A 22,539-nucleotide genomic window follows, 5' to 3' on the forward strand; every position below is an offset into this window, starting at 1 on the left:
CCACCCCCCAACCGCTCCCCATTCACCATCACCTCCACCCCATGCCACCCCGCATAATGCTTGCGTGTCGTGAAATCCTTGATCTGCTGCCGCCGCACCACCTCAACCTCCCCAAATCCCGCCAAATCCAACCCCTTCAACTTGAACACCTTGCGCGATGTCCCGCCGTTCGCCTTCACGTAGTCGATCGCGTAATCGATCACCAACCGCTGTGCCTCGGGCACGGTGGACTTTACGGTGAACGACAGTGTGATCGTGTCCCCCAGCCGTACCACTGCCGGTTCCACCTTCACGTCCAGCAACTCGACCTCGGCCTTCGCGCCGGCGCCGATGAGGCTCAGGGCGCGGGTGTCGCCTTGTTTGATCAGGTTGCGCAGGGCGTGTTTGGCGATCCAGGCGGTGTGTTTGTTGTCCAGCGACCAGCCCTCTACGGTGTCGAGCACCCAGTGCGGGTGTTCCTTGGTGATGTCGTTGAGGTGGTTGGCCACGGATTTGCGCACGTAGAGGCTGTCGTCGGCCTTGAGCCGGTCGAGGATGCCGGCCGCCAGTTGCGGGTCGGCCTGCACCGGTTCGAGGCGGAACGACCAGGGCAGGCGCGGGCGGCTGCCTTCGCTGGCGAGGCGGCGGACGTGGTGGTTGTCGTCGCGGGCCCAGTCGTGCATGCGTTCCAGGGTGCGGGACAGGTCGCTGCGCAGGAAGTGGCGGATGGCGAATTCGGAGGAGCCGAACGCGGTGAAGTAGTGGAGCGCGTCCAGCGAGGTGTCGAACGCGTGGCCGCCGTAGCTCGCGACGTAGTGCGGCAGGGTCATGCCGACGAAGGCGCTGTTGAGCCGGGGCGCGAGGTCGCGCAGGACGGCGAGCGAGTCTTCATAGCTCAGCGGCAGCACGGCGTGCAGGCATTCGCTGACGCGGGCCATGCGTTGCATCACCGAGAGCTCGGCGAGGCCGTCGTTGGCCTGCTTGAGGAAGGCCTTGGCGTTGAACGCCGGGTACACGGCGCTCATCTCGTCGGCGATGTGCCGCAGGCGTTCGGCGTTGAAGATTTCCTTGAGCGCCGGGGCGGCGGGGGCGGGGGCGCTCATGGTCAGTTCATCGGCGTGCGGGCGAAGGCGTCGAGGCCTTCGGCGTACGCGGTGTAGTGGGCGATGTGCGGGAAGCGGGCGGCGTCGATCTGGTCGGGGACCACCAGGCCGGTGAAGCTCCAGGCGACGACCAGGGTGATGCCGTCCTGCATCAGTGCGCCGTCGGTGGGCAGCGGTTGCCGTTGCAGTTCGAGCTCCAGGGCGGTGAAGGCGGCGGCGAGTTGGCCTTCGACCCGCTCGACCCACGGTTGGTACTGGATTTCCGCCGGGCGCAGGTTGCGTTCGTAATAGAGCTGCACGGCTTTTTCGCACGCGGCCAGGCCCAGGCCGATGAGGTGCAGGGCGCGTACGCGCGCGGCGGGGTGGGCGGGCAGCAGGGATTGGCCGGAGAGGGTTTCGAGGTAGTCGATGATCAGGGTCGAGTCGATCAGCGTCTGGCCATCGTCGAGGATCAGGGTAGGGGCCTTGACCACCGGGTTGATCTGTTGGAAGCGCTCGAAATGGCGGAACACCGACACCGGTTCGTGCGCAAGCTCGATGCCCAGGCACTGGGCGGAGATGGCCACGCGGCGGACATAGGGTGAGTCGAGCATTCCGATCAGTTTCATGTGCAGCTCCCTGGGTGTTTGTTATGGGTGTCGAATGTAGCGGTTCGGTCTGGCGGTTGACTACACCCGCATGCCGTAACGGGGATGAAACACCCGAAAATAAAGGGCTTCGCCGGCCTTGCCGGGGGTGGTTCCGGTTCTATAGTCAAAGTGCCAGCATCGGCCAGGGATGGTAAAAGCAGACAAGTTCAGACCCACTGATTCAGTACTTGTCGGCATGTGTCCCTTGCAGTCCAAGGCCTTGCGAACGTGGAGGCCTTGGAAGGTGCGAACGCATCAGGTCGTGCTTTACGGACAGCAAGGGGGGCGGGACATGTACGGTTATAGATTCACGGTGTTGTGTCTTGTGGGCATGGGACTGACCGGATGTGGCAGTTCAAAGCCCGAGCCGGGCGTTGTTGCCGAGAATTGGACACTCAATACGGAGCAACTGGGTATCAAGGCGATCTATCCGCCCCGTAGCAATGTTGAAGTGGGTGACCTGTTTATTGCGCGTGCGGCAAAGGCGGGCGAGAAACTTTCCACCGGCGACTACGTCCTCGCTTCGACGAAATTCGATTACATCGATATCGATGCGCAGATTGTCGAATCCGCGCGCAAACACACGTTCACGTCGTTGGCCACCTATGACGACGGTTCGGGAAACGGCTCGGTGCAGGCCCGGGCGCTCATCCCCATGGAAATCGATGGCACACAGGTCAACAGTCTGGTGGCGTTTCCTGGGTTTACCTTTGCCTCACTGGCCGAGAGCGACATCGGGGTCAACGTTACCAGCAGCGCCATCGCGTCCGCCCTGGGGTTTGGGCGCCGTTCTCAATACAGCGTTTCGTATTCGGTTCCCAGCGCTGAAACGTATGGGGCCAGGTATCTGCTGGCGAGAAAGCGATTCGACGAAGAGACGTCCACCCGTTACACGGAAGATGATCTTCGCAGAATGCGCGAGGCGGCTGATCAACTGCAGGCAACTCAGATGAAAACGGCAAACGCCGCTGCCCCGATACTGGTGTTTGTCACGGATGTCTATTTGGCCCGTGCCCTTGATGTGGTGGTGACCTCAGATGAGGGTATGAGCGGCACGTTCAAGGCTGTGACTTTGGCGATGGTCGACTTGAGCGACAAGAAAAAATCCCTTGAGGCACAACTGGGCAAGTTGACCGGGGAAGCGGCAACGAAGCCTCAAGCACCTGCGGAGGCGCCCAAGCCCAAGCCGGAGGATCCCAAGCCAAAACCGGAGGATCCCAAGCCCGCCGCCGCAGCCGAGAAGCCCAAGGATGACAAGCCCCCCAAAGAAGGTTCAACGCCGCCTAAACCGCCGGCCAAGCAAGCCGAGATCGATCGGGTCAAGTCCGAGTTGGCACAGGTTAACGATCAGTTGAGGGATAAGGTCAGCCAGATCGTGCCGGACTTGCCCGGGGTCACCGGATCGGTGGTCCGGTCATCGGCGTTGGGCATCACGTTGCGGCAAGCCTTTGCGGAACCTGTCGCCATCGGATATCGAGGCATCCATTTCAAAATTGCGGCGCTCAAGCCTTCTGGTGCAGCTGGCAAACCGCTTGAGCCAGATCCCGGCGGTGACCCAGGGCCATTAATGCTTCCCGGCATCAAAATCATGGGTACAGACCGCTGACATCGGGTCTGGGCTCGTGTACCGGCGAGTGCACCGCACTCGCCACCTGCTCACTAGTCCTCAAACCCCACCTGCTCCTGCATCTCCTCCACCTTCAACCCCAACCGGTACGCCAGCGCAATGAACAACGCCTGGCACAGGCACAACGTCGCGCTCAACGAGCGGAACGCGAACGAACGCCCCTCGTTGACCAGCAGCACCGCACCGGCGCCTTTGGTCAGCGGCGAGAGGTGGCTGTCGGTGATGACCAGGGTGTTGGCCTGCTGTTGCCGGGCCAGGCGCAGGCAGTGCTGGGTTTCCTTGGCGTAGGGGGTGTAGCTGATGGCGACCACCAGGTCGTTGGCGCGCACGCTGCGCATCTGTTCGCGGTAGCTGCCGCCCAGGCCGGAGATGAGCTGGATGCGCTTTTGGGTGTGGCGCAGGTTGTAGGCCAGGTAGTCGGCCGCGGCGAAGGAGCGGCGCACGCCGATGACGTGAATGTGGTCGGCGCCGGCCAGCAGGTCCACGGCCTTTTCGAACGCGGCGTCGTCCAGTTCCAGGCCCAGCCGTTCGATGCCGGAGAGGGTGGCGGCGATGCATTCGCGGGCCAGGTCGCTGTCGGTGGTTGGCCGGGACTTGTCGGCGATCAGCGTGCGGATGCGTTTCTGGTGGCTCTGCACCGGCGTGGTCTTGTGGGTGTAGGCCTCGCGGAACAGCGCCTGCATCTCGCTGAAGCCGCTGAAGCCGAAGCGCTGGCAGAAGCGCACGATGGCCGACGGGTGCACTTCGCACTCATGGGCGATGTCGCTGATGCGGTCGAGCATGATCCGCTCGCTTTGCTGGCTCATGTAGGCGGCGATGCGCTTGAGCTGGCGCGGCAGGGAATCGTGTTCGTCGGTGATCCGCTGCAGCAGGCGCTCGGCGTTGACCGGCTGATCGGTGGACGGCATGGGCAATCCTTCTGGCTGTTCTTTTATAAGGGCACGCGGCTGCGGCGAGGGGTCGCCGGCCTTGAGGATAGCCAGTCCGGGCGGCGTTTTGTGAAGCCTAAGTCCATGGTTTTGCTGCTGAATCGATGCACCGCGCCGGCCTGCGCGTTCAGGGTGGGGTGCGACAAAGCGCCACGCCCAATCGCCGTTTGTCTTCTATATACAGCCGCTGGACTGAATTTCTTGCTATAAACGCACTCCGATGGCCGCTGCGAACCCCGTCTGCGGGCGGTTTCCGGGCTTTGTCGGACAAATTCCCTGTATTTCCAGTTGCTGAGGCCTCAATCGGGCCTTAGACTGCCGCCCCTTCGTAAATTGAGTGCCGGGTGGCGTTTGCAATAAACGATGCCTTTCCGATGACCGCAGGCGGTTCGCCGGAACGCTCCCTAATTCGCCTTAATGCACGTTTTTTATTAGAGATATCAATGACAAAGGACAAGTTGCTGGCCATGCCGGCAGATGACTACATGAATGCCGAGCAGCACGCTTTCTTCACTGAGCTGCTGCAGAACATGAAAGTCGAAACCCACGAGCGCATTGAGCAGAACCGTATTGCCATCGAAAGCCTGGACACCCCGGCTGACCCGGCGGACGCCGCCTCGGTGGAAGAAGAGCGCACCTGGCTGGTGAACGCGATCGACCGCGACCAGCGCATGCTGCCGCAACTGGAACAAGCCCTTGAGCGCATCAAGGAAGACAGCTTCGGCTGGTGCGACGACAGCGGCGAGCCGATCGGCCTCAAGCGCCTGCTGATCAGCCCGACCACCAAATACTGCATCGAAGCCCAAGAGCGCCACGAGCAGATCGACAAGCACCAGCGCCAGGCCTGATTGCGCCGACGCGGTCATCGCGGGCAAGTCCGCCCCCACAAGGTTTACGGTGATACCCGGACCTTTGTGGGAGCGGGCTTGCCCGCGAAGCGTTTTGCCGTCCGTAACAATCCCGCCGTTCCATTGACCTGCCACAGACCCCACGACTAACGGACCATGGATAATGGCGTTGTAGTGGCGTTTAATGCGGCCACAACAATGAGAACACGCGTGGGGTTACGAAATGACGAGAGATGGATCTCTGGTTGAGGCTCTGCCTGCACCAGTTGTTTTGCCGAAGAACCGCTGGCTGTCGCCGACGCTGCAGAGCATCGCCCTGATGCTGTTGCTGGCGGGCATGGCGCTGGGGGGCTGGCCGCTGTATGCGGGCATGCCGCTGGCGGTGCTGATCGTATGGCTGCCGCGCCTGCGTTCCCGCGCCACCCCTGAGGCCCGGCCTGTCGACACCGGCAGCGCGATGGCCGAACTGACCCGCGACCTTTCCTACACCACCAGCCATAACGCGCTGTCCGCCGCCGGTGTGGCGTTTTCGGTCAAGGCCCTGGCCGGCAAGCTGCAATCCCAGCTCGATGCGGCACAGCAGATCGTCAGCAACGCCGAGGTGATGATCGCCACCGAACAGGCCACGTCGCAGCTCAGCCGGCAGGCGTTGGGCGCCGCCAGCGAGGCGCACCACAGCAGCGCGGCGGGGCATACCGTGCTGGTCGATTCCATTTCGCGCATGCATCAGCTCAGCCAGCGCGCCAACGACAGCCGCGAGCTGATCGAAGCCCTGAGCCAGCGCAGCGACGACATTCAGCGCGTCACGCTGGTGATCCAGTCCATCGCCAGCCAGACCAACCTGCTGGCGCTCAACGCCGCCATCGAGGCGGCCCGCGCCGGCGAGCACGGGCGCGGGTTTGCGGTGGTGGCGGACGAGGTGCGCGGTCTTGCGGCCCGTACCGCGTCCGCCACTGACGAGGTCGGCGAAATGGTCGCCGACATCCAGCAACGCACCGCGCAGGTGGTGGAGCAGATCCGCCAGCTCTCCGATGACCTGCACACAGGCGTGGAGCAGGTCGAGCTCACCGGCCAGCACCTGGAAAACATCGCCCGGCTGGCCGCCGGGGTGGAAACCCAAGTGGGCGAGATCGCCCAGGGCGCCGAGACCAACCGCGAGCAGCTCGACAGCCTGTTCACCGCCATCGAGCAGATGCGCGCCGACCTGGCCATCAGCGACCAGCAGACCCGCCGCCTCGCCGAAGCCGCCGTGCAGATGGAAGGCCAGGCCGAGACCATCAGCGAACGGCTGGCCGAGGTCGGGCTGGATGACTACCACCAGCGCATCTACGACCTGGCCCGCGAAGGGGCCGAGCAGATCGCCGCGCGCTTCGAGGCCGATGTCGATCAAGGCCGGATCAGCCTCGACGACCTGTTCGACCGTCACTACCAGCCGATCCCCGGCACGCGGCCGGAGAAGTATCAGACCCGGTTCGACCGCTACACCGACCAGGTGCTGCCGGCGATCCAGGAACCCTTGCTGCCGCGGCACGAAGGTTTGGTGTTCGCCATCGCCTGCACCCAGCAGGGCTACGTGCCGACCCACAACCAAGTGTTCAGCCAGCCGCTGACCGGCGACGAGCAGGCGGACACCGTCAACAACCGCACCAAACGCAAGTTCGCCGACCGCACCGGCATCCGCTGCGGCAGCCACCAGCAGCCGGTGCTGCTGCAGACCTACACCCGCGACACCGGCGAGCTGATGCACGACCTGTCGGTGCCGATCACCGTCAAGGGCCGGCATTGGGGCGGATTGCGCCTGGGCTACAAGCCTGAGGCGCCGCGCTGAGGATTGTTGCCGCACCTGCAATGAAGCTGTGCATCCCGGCGGCTGTTTCCCTGGGGCCTGAGTCATTACTCTGCCTGCATAGTTAGGTAGCTAATGGTCTCGGGAGGTCAGCATGCAATGCAGGGTCGATGTGGCGGCGGTGATCGGCAGTGCCGTGCCCGCCGGCTTGCGGGCGCGGGGGCAGCGCGTGTGCTGGGTGGTGCTGCTCAACGGCGAGCCCCGGGGGGCGGCGTTCGCCAGCCGCGACGAGGCGGAAGAGTGCAGGGCCGCTTGGCTGGCGCAGCTGAACGCCGGGCTTGAAGGCCACCTGCACTGACCGGCTCAGAGGCCCGCTTGCGTTTCCAGTGACCGGGCGAGGGCGCAAGCCTGGTTGTGATCCTTGCGGAATCCTCTCACACGTCCTGTCGACGTTTCCTTGATGTGAAAGAACCCGTTACCGGCCGGCACCACGCGATAGCGGGGCCCGTCGGTAAAGGGTTCATTGCGTTGCAAGGCGTAGCCGTCCGCCGTCGGCGGGAATGGGAGGGCGTCGGGACGGGCCTGGGCGGGCAAGGCGAAGTGGGTCAGGTTGCACATGTGAAGTCCTTTTCGTGGTCGGATCGGCATTGGTTTACCGTTGCGGGTAGTCGTATCGAGCGTCGGTGCTCTAGAATCGCCAGTGCCTGTTGGCGAACGTTGTTTATCTAAAGCAATTTTTTACCGGCGATATGTCGGAAAAATGCTTTTTTTAGTAAGTTTTTTCCCTAAAGTTCGTAGTCGGTTTTGTCCGGCCCATGACGAGGCGTTTTCCTTCAACGTCCGGCGAACTTCAGGGCAGATTCCGCGAGCGGCATTCCGTTAGTCTTACCGAACCTCGCGATGAAGGGGCCGCTGCCCCGCTCAGGCTTTCACCTGATTCATTCGGCAATACCGTCGGCCCAGCCGTCACTTTTTTGCCGTGCGCGTTTTCCGGCGTGCGGCACTCTTTTCCAGTGTGGGGATGTTTCTTTGGCAGTCAGTAACCTCGATATGCATGCCTTGTTCGTGTTGGGCGATTTGCGGGCAAAGCTGGTCAAGCAGTTCCAATCGCGTTTCGTGTACGTCACCGAACAGAACGCCGAAGGCATTTACGTGGCGGAGATCGACACCGAAAGCGCCTTGGTGGTGGACGACAAGCCGGGGCTCAAGCTCAAGGTCGGCGACCATTTCAGCGCGTCGGTGCTGCCCAGCCGCGAAGGCGGCAAGTTCGACATCCGCTTTCGTGACATCAAGCTGGTGGTCTACGGCCTGGGCGACTACGCCTTCGTCACCACCGCCGACGGCCATGCCATCGTGTTCAAGGAAGGCCACAACGTGGTGACGGTGTTCGCCGCACACGCGCAGTTGACCGAAGGCCTGACCAAGACCCTCAAGGCCGTCACCGCCAAGGCCGCCAAGTGGCGCAAGGGCGAGCTGGTGACGTTCAAGGCCAGCGAGTGAGCCGTGCCGACTTTCATGGGCAGCACCTCGACCGCGCCCGTGAGGAGGCCCGCAGGCTCTACGCCGCGAAGGCCGAGCTGAAAGGCGCCTGGCTCGGTTGGGTGGCCTCGCAGATCTACGGCCTGCGCCCGGCGGAATACGCCAGCATGGTCAGACGCGAGCTGCAGCGCTTGCAGGAAATGTCTGAAAACTGATCTTCGTCCGTGTCATGCCCTGAAAAAGCAGGAACCTCGTCTACAGTCAGTTGACTGAGTATTCAGAGGCTTGCGGTCTTCTGTCAGGCCGTCCTGCTATTGCTGCGAACAGCACGAGGTGCAACGCATGAACGGATTACGACAGTGGTTTTTCGCCTGCCTGAGCGCATGGGCCCTGCTGGCGACGCCGGCGGCGAACGCTGCGCAAAAGCCCATCCATTTCGCCGACCTTAACTGGGAGAGCGGCAGCCTGATCACCGACGTGCTGCGGATCATCGTCGAGAAGGGCTACGGCCTGCCCACCGACACCTTGCCGGGCACCACCATCACCCTGGAGACGGCGCTGGCCAACAACGACATCCAGGTCATCGGCGAAGAATGGGCCGGCCGCAGCCCGGTGTGGGTCAAGGCCGAGGCCGAAGGCAAGGTCGCCAGCCTCGGCGACACGGTCAAGGGCGCCACTGAGGGCTGGTGGGTGCCGGAGTACGTGGTCAAGGGCGACCCGGCCAAAGGCATCAAGCCGCTGGCGCCGGACCTGCGTAGCGTCAGCGACCTGATCAAGTACAAGGATGTGTTCAAGGATCCGGAGAACCCGGCCAAGGGGCGCTTCCTCAACAGCCCGATCGGCTGGACTTCGGAGGTGGTGAACAAGCAGAAGCTGATCGCCTACGGCTTGCAGGATGCCTACACCAACTTTCGCAGTGGCTCCGGTGCGGCCCTGGATGCGGAAATCAGTTCATCGATCCGCCGGGGCAAGCCGGTGCTGTTCTATTACTGGTCGCCGACGCCGCTGCTCGGCAAATTCAAGCTGATCCAGTTGCAAGAGCCACCCTTCGACGCCGAGGCCTGGAAAACCCTGACCGACGCCGACAACCCCAACCCGAAACCGACCCGTTCGCTGGCCTCGAAGCTGTCGATCGGCGTGTCGGCGCCGTTCCAGAAGGAATACCCGGAGATCGCGGCGTTCTTCGCCAAGGTCGATTTCCCCATCGACGCACTGAACAAGGCCCTGGCCGGCATGAGCGAGAAACACACACCGCCGCGGGAGGCGGCGGTGGCGTTCATGAAGGATCACCCGCAGGTGTGGCAGGCCTGGTTGCCCAAGGACGTGGCGGACAAAGTGGCCGCCGGCCTGTGACCAAGGCCGGCGCCCTCAATGGTCAACCGCTCTGGTCGCGCCCTCAGAACCGCGTCTGCACCGCCAGCTCGAAGGTGCGCGGCGTGCCCAGGTAGTACGCGGGCGACACATGGGCGAACTCGGCGTACACCTCGTTGGTCAGGTTGCGCACCCGGCCGGTGACGGTGGTGTGCGCATCGACCTTGTAGCTCAGGAAACTGCCGAACAGCGTGTACGACGGCACGGTCATGGTGTTGGCCGTGTCGGCGTACACCGACGCCACGTACCGCGCATCGACCCCGCCTTGCCATTGCGGCGAGAAGTCATAGGTCAGCCACAGGTTGCCCACGCGGTCCGGCACGTTGGTCGGCGTGTTGCCCTTGCGCGAGACCACCACGCCGGCGGCGTTCTTCTCCGTGAAGTCGTCGTATTGGGCATCGACCCAGGCAAAGTTGCCCTCGGCCAGCAACCGGTCGGTGATGCGCAGCGAACTGGCGACCTCGATGCCTTTGGAGGTCTGCTGGCCCACCGGAATGCTTAGGGTCGGATCCAGCAGATCGGTCACGGCGAAGTCCTTGCGCTCGATCGTGTAGGCCGCCACTGTCGCCGAGCCGCGTCCGTTCAGGTAGTCGAACTTGCTGCCGATCTCCCACTGCTTGCCCGTCGAGACGTCAAAGTCCTGGGTGCCGTTCGGCTGTTCGGCGGCGGTGCTGTACTGCACGTAGACGTTGGCCGACGGAATGAATTGGTAGGTCAGCCCGACGCGGCCGGTGACCGGTTCCCAGCTGCGTTTGAGGTGCTTGGGGTTGCTGGCGGTCACGGTGCGGTGGTTGGTCACGTCCAGGTCGATGTCGTCGTAGCGCAGCCCGGTGAGCAACGCCAGCTTGTCGGTCAGCGCCAGACGGTTTTCGGCGAACAGGGCCTTGGTGGTGACCTCGTTGGTCTTGTCGCTGACGAAGCCAGGCTTGGTGCCGGGAATGTCGTAGAAGTGCCCGGGCCGGTAGTTGTCGGGGTCGACCGTGCTCGCGCCCTTGACGTTGAGCGGCGAGTTGGTGGTCTGGTTGACCTTGTACTCGAAGCCGCCGGACCACGTGGTGTCGAGGCCGAACAGGGCGTTGTCGTGGCGCAGTTCGAACTGGTTGCCGTTCTGTTCGCCCTGGTGCCGCACCTGATACGCGGTGGAGCGGTTCACCGCGCTGTTGTCGGCGTTGTACTGGTAGGTCTCCAGGTTGCGGTAGTCGCGCTGGCTGTCCAGGTGGTAGAGGGTGTTGCGCAGGGTGGTGCTGTCGTTGATCCGGTAGTCGATGATCGAGCGCACCCAGATCGTACGCTGCTCGTAGCGGCCGTCCTCGACGTTGTAGTTGTTGAAGCGGTTGTGCTTGTCGATCTTCAGCTCGCCCGCCTTGGGGTTGAGCACCGGGGTGCCCCAGTACGGGCTGTCTTCGTGCTCGTCCTGGTATTCCAGGGCCAGGGTGTGCGACAGGTCGGGCGTCAGGTCGCTGAGCAGGGAGAACGCCACGCTCCAGGCGTCCCGCTCCTGGCGGTCGATGTAGCCGTTGCCGGTGTTGTGGCTGACGTCCAGCCGCGCGTAGTGCTGCACGTCGGCGCCGGGTTCGGTCAGGGCATGGTTGAGGCCGAAGGCGGTTTCGACGGCGTCGAAGGTGCCGTAGCTGACCCGGCCTTCGACGGCCTGCTCGTCGCGGGTGGCGAGCTTGGTCACGTAGTTGAGCGAGCCGCCGACCGAACCGGCGCCGTTGATCAGCGACGACGGGCCGCCGACCAGTTCGACCCGGTCGTAGATCCACGCATCGACCGGCCGCGCCAGCCCGCCGGAGACGTTGACGCCGTTGAACATCTGGGTGATCTGGCTGCTGGTGAAGCCGCGGTAGGACACGAACCCGCCGAAGCCCGGCGGGGCGCTGGCGTTGACGCCGGGCAGGGTGTTGGCGGCGTCCTGGAAGTTCTGCGCGCCGTGGCGTTCGATGTCGTTGCGGTTCGCCACCGCCACCGAGGCCGGCGTGTCGCGCACGCTCAGGCCCAGGCGCGAGGCCATGCCGCTGGAGCCGTCCAGGCTCAGGCCCGGTTCGGCGGCGGATTCGCCGTCGATGGTGATCGGCGCCAGGTCCACGGCCGATTGCGCCCAGGCGTTGACGGACAGGCAGCCGCACAGGCTCGCCAGCAAAGTGAGTTGTTTCATCGTTGAATCCTGAATGCTTGTCTAGGAATCAGCGCACAGGCGAACGCCGCGCGTTGGCGCAGTGGGCTGACGAATCAAAAAGGCAAGGGTACTCAGGCGAGCGGCGGGGCGCGGGGGTTGGCCGAAGGCCAGGTGAAGCGGGCGGGGAGGTCGGCGCTGACGATGGCCGGCCGCGGCGGGCTGTGCTGTTCCGGCAGGATCGCCAGGGTCAGGCTGGAGTTGAACGCCGGCCCCATGCCGCCGGTGGAGCACAGCGGGCAGCCGAAGGCTTTGGCCAGGGTCGGCAGTTTTTCTTCGGAAGGGGTGGCGGCGAGCGGCGCCTGGGTGGCCGGATCGACCGCGCAGAACTGGCCGCCGAGGCCGTTGAGCTGCATCCCGACCATTTGCCCGTGACCGATGCTGCAGGCGAACACGTTGAACAGGACGCAGCAATAGAGCATCCAGGCCAGCAGTGAGCGATCGGAACGGGTGAATTTCATGGGCGGCACTTTACCCAAGGTCGAACGGTCGTGCACATGGAAAAATGCCGTCTAGGATGATTTTGTTCAAATCGAAAACAAGGAACCGCGACCATGACGTTTGTCTTGGCTCGAGGGTTGGTCACGGTGTTCGCGGTGATCAGCCTGGTGCATGTGTATTGGGCCCTGGGCGGGCAGTGGGCGGCGGCTGCGGTGGTTCCGCACGTGCCCGTGGCCGAAGGCGCGGCGACGTTGCGGCCGGCGTTCAAGCCGTCGGGCTGGCTGACGTTGCTGGTGGCGGCGGCGCTGCTGTCGGTGGCCGCGCTGGTGTGCCTGCGGGTGGGGTGGTGGTTGCCGACGGTGCAGCACTGGTCGCTGCAATGGGTGATCAGCGCGATTGCGCTGCTGATGTTCGCCCGGGCCATCGGCGACTCGGAGCTGGTGGGCTTCTTCAAGGAGGTGAAGGCCTCGCGGTTCGCCTGGCTCGACACCTGGTTCTACTCGCCGCTGTGCACGGTGTTGGGGGCGGGGTTGCTGGCGGTGGCCTGGGTTTGAGGTGGCCTGTGCCGGCCTCATCGCCAGCAGGCTGGCTCCCACAGGGGATTGCGGTGCCATAGGATTCTTGGCTCACCGCAAAAAGCTGTGGGAGCCAGCCTGCTGGCGATGGGGCCGGCGAAGACACCCCGTCTCCCGAGGTCAGCCCTCGCTCTCACCCCGCCGGCTGCTCACCTCCGCCGGCACATCGTCCCCGGCCATGCGCTTGCGGAACAGCGCCGCCCGTGCCAGCAGCAAGGTCGTCACCGGCACGGTGATCGCCAGCAGGATCGGAATCAGCCAGGCGTGCACCACCGGCCCTTCGCTGAACGCGGAAAAACACAGGATCGACGCCAGCGCCACGCACCACGACCCCAGCGTCGAGGCCAGGGCCGGCGGGTGCATGCGCTGGAAGTAATCCTTCATGCGCAGCAGCCCCAAGGCGCCGATCAACGCAAAGGTGCCGCCCAGCACCAGCAGGATCGCCACCGGGATTTCCACCCACAAAGACAATGGCGCGTTCATTCGATCACCTCGCCCCGCAGCAGGAATTTGGCCAGCGCGAACGAGCCGACGAAGCCGAACAGCGCGATCAGCAGCGCCGCCTCGAAGTACGTGTCGCTGGAGTAGCGGATGCCCAGGGTCAGCATCATCAGCATGGCGACGATGTACAGGTAATCCAGCGCCAGGACCCGGTCCTGGGCCGACGGCCCCCTGAACAGGCGCACCAGGGTCAGCACCATCGCCAGGGAAAACAGGAACAGCGTGAGCAGGATCGCGTTCGACAGCAACGGGCTCATTCGAAAATCTCCATCAGCGGCCGCTCGTAAGTGGTCTTGAAGTGCTGGATGAACTGCGCTTCGTCGTCCAGGTCCCAGACGTGCATCAGCAAAATACTGCGGTCCAGTGCCAGCTCCGACCATACCGTGCCGGGCACCACCGTGGTGATCATCGACAGCGCCGCCAGGCCGTTGGCGTCGCGCAGGTCCAGCGGCACCTTGACGAAGCGCGAGCGGGGCGGCCGGCGGCCGGCGTTGAGCACGCCCCAGGCCACAGCCAGGTTGGAGTGGATCACGTCCCGCCCGACCAGCAGGAACAGGCGCAGGATGGTGCCCGGACGGCGGATGCGGATCCGCTGCGGGCGCAGCTTGCGCATCATCAGCGGCGCGGCGAACCCCAGCACGGCGCCGAGCAGCAGGTTGCCGGGGCTGGCCGACTGGTTCAGCGAAAGCCACAGCAGCCACAGCGCCAGCGACAGCCAGGGGGCAGGGAACAGACGCTTCATGGGTGGGCCTCCTGCAGTGCGGCCTTGGCTTCGGGGCTCGGCACGGCGCGGGTGCCGAGCACGGCCATCACGTATTGCTGCGGATTGTTCAGGGCATCGGCGGCGGCTTCGGTGTAGCGCAGCAGCGGCTCGGCCTTGAAGGTCAGGGCGATGCTCAGGCCCAGCAGCAAGAGGATCGGCGTGCATTCGAGCTTGCGCAGCACCGGCGACGGGCGCTCCTCAGGCGACCAGAAGCGCTGGATGCCCAGCCGCGAGAAGGCCATCAGCGAAGCCAGCCCCGACAGGATCAGCAGCGCCAGCAACGACCACGCGGCCGGCGACACCGGCTCGCCGGCACCCAGGCCCAACGGGTTGAGCAGGGCGCCGATCAGGCTGAGCTTGCCGATGAACCCGGACAGCGGCGGCATGCCGACGATCAGCAACGCGCAGGCGATGAAGCTCAGGCCCAGGAACGCCATGGTCCAGGGAATCACCTGGCCGACCACGGCCTGCTGGTCGTCGTCCAGGTTGGTGCCCTTGACCGGCGCGGCGGCCTCCTGCGGGCGCGGCAGCAGTTCGTTTTCGTCTTCCAGCGGCACTTCGCTGGCGGTGCGCGAACGCTCGATCAGTTCGGCCAGCAGGAACAGCGCGCTCAGCGCCAGGGTCGAGCTGACCAGATAGAACAGCGCCGCCCCCACCAGGTTCGGCTGGGCGAAACCGGTGGCGGACAGCAGGATTCCCGCCGACACCAGGATGCTCAGGCTGGCCATGCGCTCCAGGCGCTGGGCGGCGATGATCGCGATCCCGGCGCAGACGATGGTGGCCATGCCGCCGTAGATCAGCCAGTCGCCGGCAAAGTACGCCGACGCCCCGGCCTGGCCGGAGAACAGCAGCGTCCACAGGCGCAGCAGGGTGTAGACGCCGACCTTGGTCATGATCGCGAACATCGCCGCCACCGGCGCGCTGGCCGAGGAGTAGGCCGGCACCAGCCAGAAGTTCAAGGGCCACATGCCGGCCTTGGCCAGGAACGCCACCGCCAGGATGCCCGCGCCGGCATGCAGCAGGCCACGGTCGGCCTCCGGCACCAGCGGAATCTTCAGCGCCAGGTCAGCCATGTTCAGCGTGCCGGTGACGCCGTAGATCAGCGCCGCGCCGATCAGGAACAGCGACGAGGCCAGCAGGTTGATCGAGATGTAATGCAGCCCCGACGACACCCGCGCCCGGCCGGAGCCGTGCAGCATCAGGCCGTAGGAGGCGGCGAGCAGCACCTCGAAGAACACGAACAGGTTGAACAGGTCGGCGGTCAGGAACGCTCCGTACAGGCCCATCAGCTGGATCTGGAACAGGGCGTGGAAGCTCGACCCGGCGCCGTCCCAGCGGGCCATGGCGTAGAGCAGGGCGCTGACGCCGATGATCCCGGTGAGCACCAGCATCAGCGCCGACAACCGGTCCACCACCAGCACCAGGCCGAACGGCACCTGCCAGTTGCCCGGCAGGTACACGCCGATGGAGCCGGGCACGCCGGTGGTCTGGGTCCAGGCCAGCAGCGCCAGGGCGATCCCCAGGCCGGCGAGGCTGGAGGCCAGGTTGAGCTTGGCCTTCAGCGGCCGGTGCCGCTCGCCCAGCATCAGCATGATGGCGGCGGTCAAGAGCGGCAGCAGGATCGGCGCGGCGATCAGATGAGTCATCGCCATCATTCCTTAGGCTCCCGGCCGTCCACGTGGTCGGTGCCGGTGAGGCCCCGGGACGCCAGCAGTACAACGAGGAACAGCGCGGTCATGGCGAAACTGATGACGATCGCCGTCAGCACCAGCGCCTGGGGCAGCGGGTCGGTGTAGTGCAGAAGATCCTGGGGCACGCCGTCCTTGATGATCGGCTCCTTGCCGATGAACAGGCTGCCCATGCTGAAGATGAACAGGTTGACGCCGTAGGAGAGCAGGCACAGGCCCATGACCACCTGGAACGTGCGCGGACGCAGGATCAGCCAGACGCCGGAGGCGGCGAGCACACCGATGGCGATTGCGATGACTTCTTCCATCAGACGGCTCCTTTGGCGGCGGCGGTTTTATGGCCCCGCACCGATTGGTGGGCGAGGGCGGTGAGGATCAGCAGGGTCGAGCCGACCACCACCGCATACACGCCGATGTCGAAGAACAGCGCGCTGGCGATATGCAGGTCGCCCAGCAACGGCACATTGAAATGCCAGGTGTGGGTGGTCATGAACGGATAGCCGGCGGCCATCGCCCCCAGCCCCGTGACCGTGGCGAACAGCAGCCCGGTGCCCATCCAGCGCAGCGGCCGCAGGCTCATCTGCGCCTCGACCCACTGGGTGCCGGCGACCATGTATTGCAGGATGAACGCCACCGACATCACCAGCCCGGCGACGAAACCGCCGCCCGGCTGGTTGTGCCCGCGCATGAACAGGTAGAACGACACCACCAGCGCGATCGGCAGCAGCAGGCGCACCAGCACCGCCGGCACCATCATGAAGCCCAGCGCGGTGTCGCTGGCCGAGCGCGGGTTGACCAGGTCGGTGACCACGTCCGGCGCCAGCAGGCGCTGCTGGGCCGGCAATTGCAGGCTTTCCTTCGGCGGGCGGAACCGGCGCAGCAGGGCGTACACGGTCAGGGCCACGGCCACCAGCACGGTGATTTCGCCCAGGGTGTCGAAGCCGCGGAAGTCCACCAGCATCACGTTGACCACGTTGCTGCCGCCGCCCTCGGGCAGGGCGCGGCTGAGGTAGAACGACGAGATGTCGTTGGGGGTCTGGCGGGTCAGCATCGCGTAGGCCAGCAGCGCCATGCCGCCGCCGACGGCCACCGACAGCAGCAGGTCGCGCACCCGCCGCACCCGCGCCTTGCGCAGGCTGTTGGGCAGCGGCGAGACCTCTTCGATCCGCCGGGGCAGCCAGCGCAGGCCGAGCAGGATCAGCACGGTGGTCACCACTTCCACCACCAGTTGCGTCAAGGCCAGATCCGGCGCGGAGAACCAGACGAAGGTCACGCAGGTCATCAGGCCGCAGACGCTGACCATGGTCAGGGCCGCGAGACGGTGATACTTGGCCTGCCACGCGGCGCCCAGGGCGCAGGCGATCGCCAGCAGCCACAGGGTGACGAACACGATGGAGCCCGGGATCTTCGGCCGGTCGCCCCAGCTCAGGCTGCTGTGCAGCATCGGGATCAGGCCGGCCAGCACCGCCGCCAGCACCATCAGGAACAGCTGCGCCTGCAGGCGCTTGGTGCCGATTCGCCGCTCCAGCCGCCGGGCCAGGCGCATCATCGCCACCAGGCTGCGCTCGAACAGGCGCTTGCCGTTGAAGCGGCCCACCAGCGGCGGGAAGCTGAAGCGCCCGCGCTTGAGCTGGTTGCGCAGCAGCAGGTACACCACGATGCCGCCGGACATGGCGATCAGGCTCATGATCATCGGCGCGTTGAGGCCGTGCCAGATCGCCAGGCTGTATTGAGGGAGCGTGCCGCCGACCACGGGCGTGGCCGCCGCAGCCAGCAGCGGGCCGACCACCTGGGCCGGGAAGATCCCCACCACCAGGCAGGTCAGCACCAGCAGCTCCACCGGCGCACGCATCCAGCGCGGCGGCTCGTGCGGGGTGTGCGGCAGGTCGGTGGCGGTCGGGCCGAAGAACACGTCCACGGTGAAGCGCAGGGAATAGGCGACGCTGAAGGTGCCGGCGATGGTCGCGACGACCGGCAGCGTGGCTTCGACCCAGGCGGTGGCGTTGATGAACACCGTTTCGGCGAAGAACATTTCCTTGGACAGGAAGCCGTTTAGCAGCGGCACGCCGGCCATCGACGCGCTGGCCACCATCGCCAGGGTGGCGGTGAACGGGATCAGTCTGAACAGGCCGTTGAGCTTGCGGATGTCGCGGGTGCCGCTTTCGTGGTCGATGATCCCGGCGGCCATGAACAGCGAGGCCTTGAACGTGGCGTGGTTGAGGATGTGGAACACCGCGGCCACGGCGGCCAGCGGACTGTTGAGGCCCAGCAGCAGGGTGATCAGGCCCAGGTGGCTGATGGTCGAGTAGGCCAGCAGGCCCTTGAGGTCGTTCTGGAACATGGCGCAGTACGCGCCCAGCAGCAGCGTGGCGGCGCCGGCGCCGCTGACGATGTAGAACCATTCTTCGCTGCCGGACAACGACGGCCACAGCCGCGCCAGCAAGAACACCCCGGCCTTGACCATGGTCGCCGAGTGCAGGTAGGCCGAAACCGGTGTGGGCGCCGCCATGGCGTGGGGCAGCCAGAAGTGGAAGGGGAACTGGGCGCTCTTGCTCAGGGCGCCGATGAGGATCAGGGGAAGCAGAACGGGGTAGAGGGCATGTGCGCGGATCAGGTCGCCGGCGGCCAGGACCTTGTCCAGGTCATAGCTGCCCACGACATGGCCGAGGATGAGCACCCCCGCCAGCAGGCACAATCCGCCTGCACCGGTGACCATCAGCGCCATGTACGCGCCGCGCCGGGCGTCGTGGCGGTGGTGCCAGTAGCCGATCAGCAGGAACGAGAACAGGCTGGTCAGTTCCCAGAAGAACACGATCTGGATCAGGTTGCCGGAGATCACCAGCCCGAGCATCGCGCCCATGAACGCCAGGAAAAACGCGAAGAAGCGCGGCACCGGGTCGTCCGGCGACATGTAGTAGCGGGCATACAGGGAGACCAGCGTGCCGATGCCCAGCACCAGCAGCGAGAACAGCCAGGCGAAACCGTCCAGGCGCAGGACGAAGTTCAGGCCCAGGCTGGGCAGCCACATGAACTCCTCGCGGATCACGCCGCCGTCGGCGATCTGCGGGTACAGCAGCGCCACCTGAACGGTGCCGATCAGGGCGATCAGACCGGCCAGCAGGGATTCGGCGTTTCGTGCGTTGTGCGGCAGCACCGCGGCCAGACAGCTGCCCAGAAAAGGCAGAAGCAGTAGAACTATCAGGGACATAGGCTTCTAATCTGCGGAAGTTTGTGAAGCATCATACGTGCCAGTTCCCCGATCACCAAACGCCAGGATGTCTCAGAATCCTACAAGGTAGTCGGAAATTTCCTCCTTCACATGGTTTCAGGGAGCGTGATGGCGCCGGTGATGGCCTCTGCGTCGGATCGCTGGCCTCATCGCTGGCAAGTCGAGTCAGGCAACAGAGATGTCGGCAGTGCCGGCCTCATCGCTTGCAAGCCAGCTCCCACAGGTTTTGGTGGCGTACGTGGATCTTGTGGACACCCGGGATACCTGTGGGAGCCAGCCTGCTGGCGATGGCGCCGGGTCAGGCGCCGCCGCCCTCGATGATTCAACCCTGGATCTCACGCTCCAGGGCGGCGTCGGCCTCGGCGCCCTTGGCCTTGGTCTTCAGTTCGCTGACGATCACCGCCGCCACGATCAACCCCGCGCCCACCAGGGCAATCGCCGGCAGGCGTTCCCCGGCGATCCGCCCGGCGATGCCGGCCCACACCGGCTCGCCGGCATAGATCAGGGTGGCGCGGGTCGGCGACACGCTCTTCTGCGCCCAGTTCATCGCCACCTGGATCGCCGCGCTCATCGCCCCCAGCCCCAGGGCGGTGGACACCAGCAGCCACGAGAAAGAAGGAATCGCCTCACCGGTCGGCACCACCATCAGGAACGCCAGCACCGACGTCACCGCCAGTTGCACCACCGTCACTCGGCGCACATCGACCTGGCCGGCATAGGTGCTGATGAGGATGATTTCCGCCGCGATCGCGATGGCGCTGATCAGCGTGGCGATTTCGCCGGGGCTGAAGTTCAGCGACGCCCCGGACGGCCCCGACAGCAGCATCAGGCCGGTGAACGCGAGCATGATCCCGATGCTCGGCATCAGCCCGGGCCGGCGGCCCAGCACCAGCCATTGCAGCAGTGGCACGAACGGCACGTAGAGCGCCGTGATGAACGCCGACTGACTGCTGGGGATGCTTTGCAGGCCCACGGTCTGCAAGCCGTAGCCGAGCATGATCGCCACGCCGATGAAGGCGCCGGCGCGCAGTTCGAACAAGGTCAGGTCGCGCAGGTGCTTCCACGAAAACAGCGCCACGATGCTGGCCGCCGCCGCGAAGCGCAGGCCGACGAAGAACATCGGGCCGCTGACGGTCATCGCATGCTGCACCAGCAGGAACGTGCCGCCCCAGAGCATGGTGATCAGCACCAGCACGGCTTCGGCCTTGCTGAACCGGGGGAGACGCGGGGAAGTGTGGGGGGAATTGAGCGACATCATGACCTTGCACGCTAGGAGGAGGGGAACGCACAATGCGCCCAACGTTGCGCAGTATACTGCCCAACCCCACCGAGTGAGCAATATAGTGCACAAAGATTCCCCTCCGCGGACGTCCGTCCTCCAGCATGTCAGCCAGAACGTGCGGCGCCTGCGTCATGCCATCGACATGAGCCAGGCCACCCTGGCGGAGCAGTCCGGGGTCAGCCGGCGCATGCTGGTGGCCATCGAGGCCGGCGAGAACAATGTCAGCCTGACCACCCTGGACCGCATCGCCGAAGCCCTCGACGTGGCGTTCAGCGACCTGATCCAGGCGCCGGACAACCGCGACCCGGGCCGCATCAACGAACTGGCCTGGGCCGGCAACATTCCCGGCAGCAAGGCCGTGCTGCTGTCCAAGGCCACCGCCACCCGCGCGGTGGAGCAATGGGAGTGGTGCCTGCAACCGGGCGAGGTGTACCCCTCGCAACCGGACGCCGAGGGCTGGAGCGAGCAGATCTTCGTCTTCGAAGGCTGCCTGACCCTGATGCTGGGCGACCGCCCGCAGCGGATCGCCGCCGGCGAGTTCTTCATGTTCGCCAGCAACCAGCCCCACGGCTACCGTAACGACGGCGAGGTGGCGGCGCGCTTCGTGCGCAACGTGGTGATCTGAGCGGCAGGACATTCCCCGGCCGATCCCTTAAGGTGGCATGACCTCAACGACGGAGCGGCGAAACGGATGACACACCCCGAACACGGACAGGCGACTTCCCCGACCCGTCAGGCTGACATCGTGATCATCGGCGGCGGCCTCAGCGGCGCGCTGCTGGCGGCGCAGCTGCTGCGCCTGCCGGGCCGGCGGCGGATCCTGGTGGTCGAGCCTCGGCCTGAACTCGGTCGCGGCGAGGCCTACAGCGCGGTGGAGCTGGGGCACACGCTCAACGGCAACGCGGCGCGCATGAGCGTGGATCCGGACAACGCCGATGATCTGACCCAATGGCTCACCACTCACATCGCCGACGGCGGCTGGCCGGAGTCGGGGCGGCAATCGGTGCCGGTCAGCGAGCTGTTTCCGCCACGGGGCCTGTTCGGCGTCTACGTGCAGCAACGTCTGGCCGAAGCGCAACAGGCGGGCGCGTCGCACGGCTCGACCGTCGAGCATGTGCGGGCGGAGGCGGTGGACGTGCAGGTCGAGGCCGGCTCGGTGCGCGTCGCCTTGAGCGATGGCCAATGCCTGCAAGGTGCCCGTGCTGTCATCGCCACCGGCCTGTTCCCCGCCGCCCGTACACCGCAGACCCACTCCAGCGGGCTGAACGCCGCAGCGCTCGACCCCTGGGACGTCGCGGCGATGCGCCGGCTCGATCCCCACGCCACGGTGCTGATCATCGGTTCCGGCCTGACCATGGTCGACGCGGTGGTGTCCCTGGAGCAGGCCGGGCACCGTGGGCCGATCAAAGTGTTCTCCCGTCACGGCCTTCTGCCCCATGTACGCCGCCAGCCGCCGGTCTGGGTGGACTTTCTTGCCGAAGACCCCGGTATCCGCAGCCCTCGCCAACTGCTGCGGGCGGTGCGCCGGCAGTGCCGCGATGCTATCGCCCAAGGCGTCGACTGGCAGGCGCCGCTGGACACGGTGCGGGCGCACATCGGCCGCTTGTGGAGCCAGGCCACCGACGGCCAGCGCCGGCAGTTCGTGCGCCATGTGCGGCCGTGGTGGGAAAGCCATCACCACCGTTCGCCGCCGTTGAGCGCCGAGGTGGTCGAGCGCCTGCAGCGTGAAGGGCGGCTGAGCATTCAGGCCGCCTCCTATAAAGGGCTGGAGGCGATGTCCGAGGGCGGGGTGAGCATCTGCCTGCGTCGCCGGGGCGAGGCGGACACGTGTTGGGTGTCGGGGCAGGCGCTGATCAACTCCAGCGGCATCGAGTACGACTGGCGCCGGGTGGCGCGTCCGCTGCCCAAGCAACTGCTGGCGCGCGGGCTGGTGCGGCCGGGGCCGTTGGCGCTGGGGATCGCTGCGGCGGCGGATGGCGCGGTGGTGGATGCGCAGGGGCAAGCGTCAGCGCGGCTGTTCGCCATGGGGCCGCCGTTGCGCGGGATGTGGTGGGAGAGCACGGCGGTCACCGATGTGGCGGCGCAGGCCAAGGCGTTGGCGGCGAGGTTGGCGGCGCTTTAGTGTGGGGCGAT

Annotated in this window: 23 protein-coding genes; 10 read left to right on the plus strand and 13 right to left on the minus strand. The window is 65.6% G+C overall.

Annotation, left to right across the window (positions count from 1 at the left end; all coding sequences use genetic code 11):
* Both CAG31_RS25310 and CAG31_RS25315 read right to left on the minus strand, forming a co-directional pair.
* Positions 1 to 1,082, minus strand: a 1,082-nt coding sequence (locus CAG31_RS25310; RefSeq protein ID WP_139832658.1) for a DNA alkylation repair protein, incomplete at its 3' end; no start/stop codon positions are given.
* 2 nt (positions 1,083 to 1,084) lie between these two features.
* Positions 1,085 to 1,690, minus strand: a complete 606-nt coding sequence (locus CAG31_RS25315; protein ID WP_085586358.1) for a glutathione S-transferase — start codon at positions 1,688 to 1,690, stop codon at positions 1,085 to 1,087.
* Positions 1,691 to 2,003: 313 nt separating this feature from the next.
* Between CAG31_RS25315 and CAG31_RS25320 the strand changes: the two genes are divergently transcribed.
* The gene (locus CAG31_RS25320) at positions 2,004 to 3,317 is read left to right on the plus strand and encodes a hypothetical protein (protein ID WP_139831393.1); all 1,314 of its coding nucleotides are present in this window, start codon (positions 2,004 to 2,006) and stop codon (positions 3,315 to 3,317) included.
* Between the two features lie 53 nt (positions 3,318 to 3,370).
* Here the strand turns inward: CAG31_RS25320 and CAG31_RS25325 are convergent, their stop codons facing one another.
* Complete coding sequence (locus CAG31_RS25325; protein WP_085586362.1) at positions 3,371 to 4,246, minus strand: MurR/RpiR family transcriptional regulator; 876 nt, start codon at positions 4,244 to 4,246, stop codon at positions 3,371 to 3,373.
* Positions 4,247 to 4,710: 464 nt separating this feature from the next.
* On the opposite strand from CAG31_RS25325, the gene CAG31_RS25330 reads away from it, so the two are divergent.
* From CAG31_RS25330 to CAG31_RS25340, 3 genes are all read left to right on the plus strand, one after another.
* Positions 4,711 to 5,115, plus strand: a complete 405-nt coding sequence (locus CAG31_RS25330; RefSeq protein WP_065260998.1) for a TraR/DksA family transcriptional regulator — start codon at positions 4,711 to 4,713, stop codon at positions 5,113 to 5,115.
* A 604-nt stretch (positions 5,116 to 5,719) separates the two neighbouring features.
* A complete protein-coding gene (locus CAG31_RS25335) occupies positions 5,720 to 6,943 on the plus strand; it encodes a methyl-accepting chemotaxis protein (protein ID WP_371856663.1) in 1,224 nt (407 codons plus the stop codon).
* Between the two features lie 112 nt (positions 6,944 to 7,055).
* On the plus strand, positions 7,056 to 7,259 hold the full coding sequence (locus tag CAG31_RS25340; RefSeq protein ID WP_085586365.1) for a hypothetical protein: 204 nt from the start codon (positions 7,056 to 7,058) through the stop codon (positions 7,257 to 7,259).
* A gap of 5 nt (positions 7,260 to 7,264) precedes the next feature.
* Here the strand turns inward: CAG31_RS25340 and CAG31_RS25345 are convergent, their stop codons facing one another.
* Complete coding sequence (locus CAG31_RS25345; RefSeq protein ID WP_085586367.1) at positions 7,265 to 7,519, minus strand: hypothetical protein; 255 nt, start codon at positions 7,517 to 7,519, stop codon at positions 7,265 to 7,267.
* Positions 7,520 to 7,951: 432 nt separating this feature from the next.
* On the opposite strand from CAG31_RS25345, the gene CAG31_RS25350 reads away from it, so the two are divergent.
* From CAG31_RS25350 to CAG31_RS25360, 3 genes are all read left to right on the plus strand, one after another.
* Positions 7,952 to 8,401, plus strand: a complete 450-nt coding sequence (locus CAG31_RS25350) for a hypothetical protein (RefSeq protein ID WP_170930065.1) — start codon at positions 7,952 to 7,954, stop codon at positions 8,399 to 8,401.
* A complete protein-coding gene (locus CAG31_RS25355) occupies positions 8,398 to 8,595 on the plus strand; it encodes a hypothetical protein (RefSeq protein WP_085586371.1) in 198 nt (65 codons plus the stop codon). The genes CAG31_RS25350 and CAG31_RS25355 overlap by 4 nt, the downstream gene beginning before the upstream one ends.
* Before the next feature lie 127 nt (positions 8,596 to 8,722).
* Positions 8,723 to 9,733 carry an ABC transporter substrate-binding protein gene (locus tag CAG31_RS25360; protein WP_085586373.1) on the plus strand — a complete coding sequence of 337 codons (1,011 nt, stop codon included), beginning with the start codon at positions 8,723 to 8,725 and terminating at the stop codon, positions 9,731 to 9,733.
* A 43-nt stretch (positions 9,734 to 9,776) separates the two neighbouring features.
* Here the strand turns inward: CAG31_RS25360 and CAG31_RS25365 are convergent, their stop codons facing one another.
* Together CAG31_RS25365 and CAG31_RS25370 are read right to left on the minus strand one after the other, a co-directional pair.
* Positions 9,777 to 11,909 (minus strand): TonB-dependent siderophore receptor, encoded by a 2,133-nt coding sequence (locus CAG31_RS25365; protein WP_085586375.1) that lies wholly within the window; start codon positions 11,907 to 11,909, stop codon positions 9,777 to 9,779.
* A gap of 92 nt (positions 11,910 to 12,001) precedes the next feature.
* Entirely contained in the window at positions 12,002 to 12,388 is a 387-nt protein-coding gene (locus CAG31_RS25370; protein ID WP_085586377.1) for a DUF2946 domain-containing protein, read from the minus strand.
* Positions 12,389 to 12,481: 93 nt separating this feature from the next.
* Between CAG31_RS25370 and CAG31_RS25375 the strand changes: the two genes are divergently transcribed.
* A complete protein-coding gene (locus tag CAG31_RS25375) occupies positions 12,482 to 12,922 on the plus strand; it encodes a DUF3995 domain-containing protein (protein ID WP_085586379.1) in 441 nt (146 codons plus the stop codon).
* Positions 12,923 to 13,063: 141 nt separating this feature from the next.
* On the opposite strand, the gene CAG31_RS25380 is transcribed toward CAG31_RS25375, so the two are convergent.
* The 7 genes from CAG31_RS25380 to CAG31_RS25410 form a co-directional block, all read right to left on the minus strand.
* Positions 13,064 to 13,426 carry a Na+/H+ antiporter subunit G gene (locus CAG31_RS25380; protein ID WP_085586380.1) on the minus strand — a complete coding sequence of 121 codons (363 nt, stop codon included), beginning with the start codon at positions 13,424 to 13,426 and terminating at the stop codon, positions 13,064 to 13,066.
* Positions 13,423 to 13,701: a K+/H+ antiporter subunit F gene (locus tag CAG31_RS25385; RefSeq protein ID WP_085586382.1), complete on the minus strand. Its 279-nt coding sequence runs from the start codon at positions 13,699 to 13,701 to the stop codon at positions 13,423 to 13,425. Before CAG31_RS25385 ends, CAG31_RS25380 begins: the two co-directional genes overlap by 4 nt.
* On the minus strand, positions 13,698 to 14,186 hold the full coding sequence (locus CAG31_RS25390; protein WP_085586384.1) for a Na+/H+ antiporter subunit E: 489 nt from the start codon (positions 14,184 to 14,186) through the stop codon (positions 13,698 to 13,700). Before CAG31_RS25390 ends, CAG31_RS25385 begins: the two co-directional genes overlap by 4 nt.
* Complete coding sequence (locus CAG31_RS25395) at positions 14,183 to 15,862, minus strand: monovalent cation/H+ antiporter subunit D (protein WP_085586386.1); 1,680 nt, start codon at positions 15,860 to 15,862, stop codon at positions 14,183 to 14,185. The genes CAG31_RS25390 and CAG31_RS25395 overlap by 4 nt, the downstream gene beginning before the upstream one ends.
* Positions 15,859 to 16,203, minus strand: coding sequence for a Na+/H+ antiporter subunit C (locus CAG31_RS25400; protein ID WP_007986256.1), 345 nt, complete (start codon positions 16,201 to 16,203; stop codon positions 15,859 to 15,861). The genes CAG31_RS25395 and CAG31_RS25400 overlap by 4 nt, the downstream gene beginning before the upstream one ends.
* The gene (locus tag CAG31_RS25405; RefSeq protein ID WP_085586388.1) at positions 16,203 to 19,103 is read right to left on the minus strand and encodes a monovalent cation/H+ antiporter subunit A; all 2,901 of its coding nucleotides are present in this window, start codon (positions 19,101 to 19,103) and stop codon (positions 16,203 to 16,205) included. Before CAG31_RS25405 ends, CAG31_RS25400 begins: the two co-directional genes overlap by 1 nt.
* Positions 19,104 to 19,446: 343 nt before the next feature.
* Positions 19,447 to 20,382, minus strand: coding sequence for a DMT family transporter (locus CAG31_RS25410; protein WP_085586390.1), 936 nt, complete (start codon positions 20,380 to 20,382; stop codon positions 19,447 to 19,449).
* Positions 20,383 to 20,467: 85 nt separating this feature from the next.
* On the opposite strand from CAG31_RS25410, the gene CAG31_RS25415 reads away from it, so the two are divergent.
* Together CAG31_RS25415 and CAG31_RS25420 are read left to right on the plus strand one after the other, a co-directional pair.
* Complete coding sequence (locus CAG31_RS25415) at positions 20,468 to 21,031, plus strand: helix-turn-helix domain-containing protein (RefSeq protein ID WP_085586392.1); 564 nt, start codon at positions 20,468 to 20,470, stop codon at positions 21,029 to 21,031.
* Between the two features lie 66 nt (positions 21,032 to 21,097).
* Entirely contained in the window at positions 21,098 to 22,528 is a 1,431-nt protein-coding gene (locus CAG31_RS25420; RefSeq protein ID WP_085586394.1) for an FAD/NAD(P)-binding protein, read from the plus strand.
* Positions 22,529 to 22,539 lie beyond the last annotated feature (11 nt).

This window comes from Pseudomonas sp. R25(2017) (assembly GCF_002112565.1).
In the GTDB taxonomy this organism is placed as follows: Bacteria; Pseudomonadota; Gammaproteobacteria; order Pseudomonadales; family Pseudomonadaceae; genus Aquipseudomonas; species Aquipseudomonas ekonensis.